Here is a 5,301-nt window from a genome sequence, read left to right as displayed (position 1 = left end):
GGAGACAGGTGCCGCGTCCGGGCCGCCCTGCTCGCGCTCGAGCTTGCGGTAGATGGTGCGCGCGGCGATGCCCAGCAGGCGGGCGGCGAGCGTCTTGTCCCCCCGGGTGTGGCGCAGGGTCTCGTGGATGACGCGCCTCTCGATCTCCTCCATGGGCGTGCCAATGGGGATGACGAGCTGACCGGCGGAGCCCAGCGGCCCCTTGCGCACGGACTCCGGCAGGTCGGTGGCCTCCAGCACGTCCGTGCGGGCCAGCACCACGGCGCGCTCCACGGCGTGCTCCAGCTCGCGCACGTTGCCGGGCCACGCGTAGTTCTCCAGCACGTTCAGCGCGTCCGGGGAGAAGCCGCGCAGCACCTTGCCGTTCTTCGCGGAGAAGCGGCGCAGGAAGGCCTCCGCCAGGAGCGGGATGTCCTCGCGGCGCGAGGCGAGCGCGGGCACGCGGATCTCCACCACGTGCAGGCGGTAGTAGAGGTCCTCGCGGAAGCGGCCCTCCGCGACCTCCTTCTGCAGGTCCTTGTTGGTGGCGGCGACGAGCCGCACGTCCACCTTCACCGTCTGCGTGCCGCCCAGCCGCTCCAGCTCACCCTCCTGGAGCACGCGCAGGAGCTTCACCTGCGCGGAGAGGGGCATCTCGCCCACCTCGTCCAGGAAGAGGGTGCCGCCGTGGGCGCGCTCGAAGCGGCCCTCGCGCCGGGTGACGGCGCCGGTGTACGCGCCGCGCTCCACGCCGAAGAGTTCCGCCTCCAGGATGCTCTCCGGGATGGCGCCGCAGTTGACGGCGATGAAGGCCTGCTTCGCCCGGGCGGAGTGCTCATGCAGCGCGCGGGCGGCCAGCTCCTTGCCGGTGCCGGATTCGCCCAGGAGGAGCACCGTGGCGGTGGAGGGCGCCGCCTGGCGGATGGTGTCCAGCATGGCGCGGAAGGCGGGGGACTGGCCCACCATGGCGCGGCCGCCGGAGGGGTTGATCTCCGCGAGCTTCGCCTTGAGGGAGGTGTTCTCCTGGACGAGCGCCTGCTTCTCCAGCGCCTTCTGCACGGCCTTCACCAGGGCGTGGCGCTTGAGGGGCTTGGTGATGAAGTCGTAGGCGCCGTCCTTCATGGCCGCCACGGCCGTCTCCACCGTGCCGTAGGCGGTCATCAGCACCACCTCCACGTCCGGGCGGATGGCGCGGCTGGCCTTGAGCAGCTCCTGGCCGTCCATGCCGGGCATCATCAGGTCGGTGACCATGACGCTGACTTCGGGGCGCCGGAGCAGCTCCAGCGCCTCCGTGCCCTGCGCGGCGGACAACGTGGCGAAGCCTTCCCGCTGGAAGATGCGGGCGACGGAATCAAGGTTGGCGCGGTCGTCGTCGACGACCAGGACCGTGGGAGATGTCATGGGAGTACGGGGCCTCTCTCAACACGGCCCTGCAATCCCCATTCCCTTCAGGCCTGCTCTTCGTCCGGTTCCATGGGGCCGCCGCCCATGCGGCCAATGTCCTCGCGGCGCACCTTGTCCACGTTGAAGCGCCGGGCGCTGGCCAGCATGCGGCTCACGGTGGAGTCGAAGGTGGGAGGCGGGCCGTCCTTGCGGAAGCGCAGGAAGTTGAGCCGGGCGACGACGAAGTTCTTGAGGTAGGGGCTCTGGAGGCCGCGCTCCTTGAGGGCGGCCACGATGCCCACCACCGCGTCGTCCAGTTCCAGCAGCTTTTCCGCCTGGGCATCGCGCACGGCAATGGCCTCCGGCAGCGGCACGTCCTGGAAGCCGTCCACCACCTTGACGAAGGGGTGGTAGGCGCCCGCGGAGAAGCGGGGGCGCTTCTCGTAGGCGGCGCCCAGGGTGAGGAAGGACGGCTCCTCGAAGAGGTGGGCGAAGGCGGACTCCTTGCCCGGGCGGTTCGCGCCCACGAGTCCGCGTGCCATGCGGATGACCTCCAGCGAGCGCTCCTTCAGGTTGTGGGCCTTCTCCGTGTTGAGGGCGAGGATTTGAAAGGCCACGTCCTCTTCGGGCAGCAGCAGCGCGACGATGGACTTCGCGCCCAGCATGCGGCTGGCGTTGAGGCGGTGGTTGCCGTTGGGCGTCCAGTAGCGCCCCTCCACGCGCACGGCGATGACGGGGTCCAGGAAGCGATCCAACCGCTCCATCGCGGTGGCGAGCCGCTTGACGTGGGGCTCGGACAGGTCGCGCTGGTAGGGCGTGGGCTCCACCTTGTCGATGGGGAGCACCGCGAAGACGACGGGGTGGCCGCCCAGCGGATCGCGGTAGACGGACAGCACCTCGCCGCCGTCCTCGCGCACCGCCTGGAGGAGGGCGTCGGGGAAGGCCACGGCCTCGCTCGCCACCTCGTGGGGGCCCAGGCCTCGCGACTTCGGTTCGGCCTTCTTGCGGCGCGGCTTGCGCGGCGTGGCCGACTTCGACTTCGCGGGGGCGGACTTGCGGGCGGACTTCGCGGCCATGCGGACGGACCTCGTACCGTGAGGAAGAGGCCCGCCAGCGTAGGCGACCGGATGGGGCTGACTACGCGCCCGATACGGTGAGCTGTCGGAAGCGGACAGTGGGCGCGCCCACGCTGCCGCCGCGGAACTGGAGGTCGCTGCCCACCGCGTCCACGTCCTTCAACATCTGGAGGAGGTGGCCCGCGACGGTGACCTCCTGCACCGGGTGCGTCAGCTCACCGTTTTCAATCCAAAGGCCGTTGGCCCCGCAGGACATGTCCCCGGACACCGGATCCGCGCCGTGGCCCAGGAGGGCGGTGACGTAGAGGCCCTGGGGCACCTCGCGGATGAGCTCCTCCGGCGTCTTGGTGCCCTTCTCCAGGTAGAGGTTGGTGGTGCCGATGTGCGGCAGCGCGCTGTAGCCGCGCGACGCGTTGCCCGTCGTGCGCGCCTTGGCCTTGCGCGCGGTGAAGGCGTCGTAGAGGAAGCCGGACAGCACGCCCTGATCAATGATGGGCGTGCGGCGGGTGGGGACACCTTCTCCGTCGAAGGGCGCGGTGGCCAGGCCCCGGGGCAGGAGGCCGTCGTCCACCAGCGAGACATGCTTGCCCGCGAGCCGCTTGCCCACGTGGGGCGCGAGCACGCTGGACTGCTGGTAGACGGCGTTGCCGTCCGCGGCCTGGGACAGGTTGTTCACGAAGCTCGCGGCCACCAGCGGGTCGAACACCACCGGCACCTGCTGCGTCTTCACCGGCTTCGCGCCCAGCATGCGCACGGCGCGCTTCGTGGCCTCGCGGCCGATGGACTCGGGCGACTCCAGGTCGTCCAGGAAGCGCTTGTAGTCCAGCCAGTAGCCCGTCTGGAGCTGCCCGTCCTGCGACGCCACCGGCACCGCCACGAGGTACACGTACGTGCCGGAGTAGCCACCCGAGGCGCCCTCGCTGGACGCGAGGTAGACCTCCGACACGAAGTCGCCCGCGGACACGGAGTCGAACGTGGCCACGCGCTTGTCCTGCGCCCGGCCCGCGCGCTCCGCCTCCAGGGCGGCGTTGATCTTCCAGTCGCCGGGCAGGCCCGCGACCTTCGGGTCGAAGAGGGCGCCGGTGTCCCCGCGCTTGCCCAGGTCCTTCGCGCCGGGCAGGCCGTTCAGCTTGTTGGGCGCGGCGGCCTCCGCCAGCTGCACGGCCAGGTCCACCACGCGCTCCAGGCCGGAGGTCGTGAAGTCGGATGTGTACGCGAAGCCCAGCCGGTCCTTCACGATGACCCGCACGCCCACGCCCTTGCTGGTGGCCTCCGTGAGGTCTTCAATCTGGCCTTCGCGGACGCGCACGCTGCTCTGGCGGCCCACCTCCAGGTACGCCTCCGCCTGCTTCGCGCCCTTCTTCACGGCGCGCTGGACGATCTTCTTCGCGAGCTGTTCGTAGTTCACGGTGTCCTCAGCCGACCCTGGTTCCGCCCACGGTGACGTTGTCGATGCGCACGGTGGGCAGGCCCACCCCCACGGGCATCATCTGCCCGTCCTTCACGCAGACGCCCATGCCGGGGTCCGGCATCGGGTCGCAGCCCACGCGGCTGATGTTCTTCAGTGCCTCCGGCCCCACGCCGATGAGGATGGCGTTCTTCACCGGGCGGCCCAGCCTGCCGTCTTCAATCTGGTAGGCCTCGCTGACCTCGAAGACGAAGTTGCCGTTGCTGATGTCCACCTGACCGCCGCCGAAGGTGGCGCAGTACAGCCCGCGCTTCACCTCCTTGAGGATGTCCTCCGGCGCGTGGTCCCCGGGCGCCAGGAAGGTGTTCGTCATGCGTGGCAGGGGCAGGCTCTTGAACGACTCCCGCCGGCCGCTGCCCGTGGAGCGCTGGTTCATCAGCTTCGCGTTGAGCTGATCATAGAGGTAGCCCTTGAGGACGCCGTTCTCGATGAGGACCTTGCGCTCGCCGGGCACGCCCTCGTCGTCGATGTTGATGGAGCCGCGCGCGCTGGACACCGTGCCGTCGTCGATGACCGTCACCAGGTCGGAGGCCACCTTCTCCCCCAGCTTGCCCGCGAACAGCGACGTGCCCTTGCGGATGAAGTCCGCCTCCAGCCCGTGGCCCACCGCCTCGTGCAGGAGGATGCCGCTCCAGCCCGGCGCCAGCACCACCGTCTGCGGCCCCGCCACGCAGTCCACCGCGCCCAGCGTGGCGATGGCCTGGCGCGCGGCCTCCTCCGCCACGGACTCCGGCGTCACGCCGTCCCAGTAGCTGAAGGACACCCGGCCACCGCTGCCGTACATGCCGGTGCGCCGCTCGCCGTTCTTGCCCAGCGCCACCACGTGCACGCTCATGCGGGACTGATCCTGGATGTCCTCGCTGAAGCGGCCGGTGGTGTTGGCCACGGCGATGCGCCGCGTCTGATCCACGTAGGACGCGTTCACCTGCTGGATGCGCGAGTCGAAGGCGCGCGCGGCGGTGTTGGCGCGGGTGAGCAGCGCCGTCTTGCGCGCCACCGCCACGTCCTCCAGGGGCTGGGCCACGCGGTAGTGGCTGGGCACCGGCACGCGCTTGATGGGATAGGCGCGCTCGGAGCCGCCGCCCTGGGCAATCATCGCCGCGGTGCGCGCGGCTCGGACGAGCGCGGCGTCCTCCCAGTCGTCGGACCAGGCGTAGCCCACCTTGGCCCCGGCGATGACCCGCACGCCCACGCCCTGCACCAGGCCCACCTGCGCGCTGCGGATGCGCTCCTCCTCCAGCACCACGGCGGTGGTGGACGTGCGCTCCACGTACACCTCCGCGAAGTCTGCGCCCCGGCCCATGGCTTCCGCCAGCAGACGTTCCAACAGACCCGGGGGCAGGAGCGGGGAGGCGGCCGCCTGCCGCGCGGCCGGAGGGGCGAGCTGGGCGGGAC

4 protein-coding genes are annotated in these 5,301 nt (G+C 70.8%); all 4 read right to left on the bottom strand.

Annotated elements, in window-relative coordinates:
• A partial coding sequence (locus D7W79_RS38450; RefSeq protein ID WP_147442272.1) for a sigma-54-dependent transcriptional regulator occupies positions 1 to 1,380 on the bottom strand: 1,380 nt, incomplete at its 3' end.
• Positions 1,381 to 1,427: 47 nt separating this feature from the next.
• Positions 1,428 to 2,438, bottom strand: a complete 1,011-nt coding sequence (locus D7W79_RS38445) for a ParB/RepB/Spo0J family partition protein (protein ID WP_120530219.1) — start codon at positions 2,436 to 2,438, stop codon at positions 1,428 to 1,430.
• A 61-nt stretch (positions 2,439 to 2,499) separates the two neighbouring features.
• Positions 2,500 to 3,846 carry a TldD/PmbA family protein gene (locus D7W79_RS38440; protein ID WP_120530218.1) on the bottom strand — a complete coding sequence of 449 codons (1,347 nt, stop codon included), beginning with the start codon at positions 3,844 to 3,846 and terminating at the stop codon, positions 2,500 to 2,502.
• 7 nt (positions 3,847 to 3,853) lie between these two features.
• A partial coding sequence (locus tag D7W79_RS38435; RefSeq protein WP_244222207.1) for a TldD/PmbA family protein occupies positions 3,854 to 5,301 on the bottom strand: 1,448 nt, incomplete at its 5' end.

The sequence above is a fragment of the Corallococcus exercitus genome (assembly GCF_003611585.1).
In the GTDB taxonomy this organism is placed as follows: domain Bacteria; phylum Myxococcota; class Myxococcia; order Myxococcales; family Myxococcaceae; genus Corallococcus; species Corallococcus exercitus.
The sequence above is the reverse complement of the archived record's forward strand: the minus strand, read 5'-3'. Positions and strand labels throughout refer to the sequence as shown.

Coding starts and splice junctions, on each gene's coding strand:
- D7W79_RS38445 (WP_120530219.1), bottom strand. CDS start 2,438: ATGGCCGCGAAGTCCGCCCGCAAGTCCGCCCCCGCGAAGTCGAAGTCG.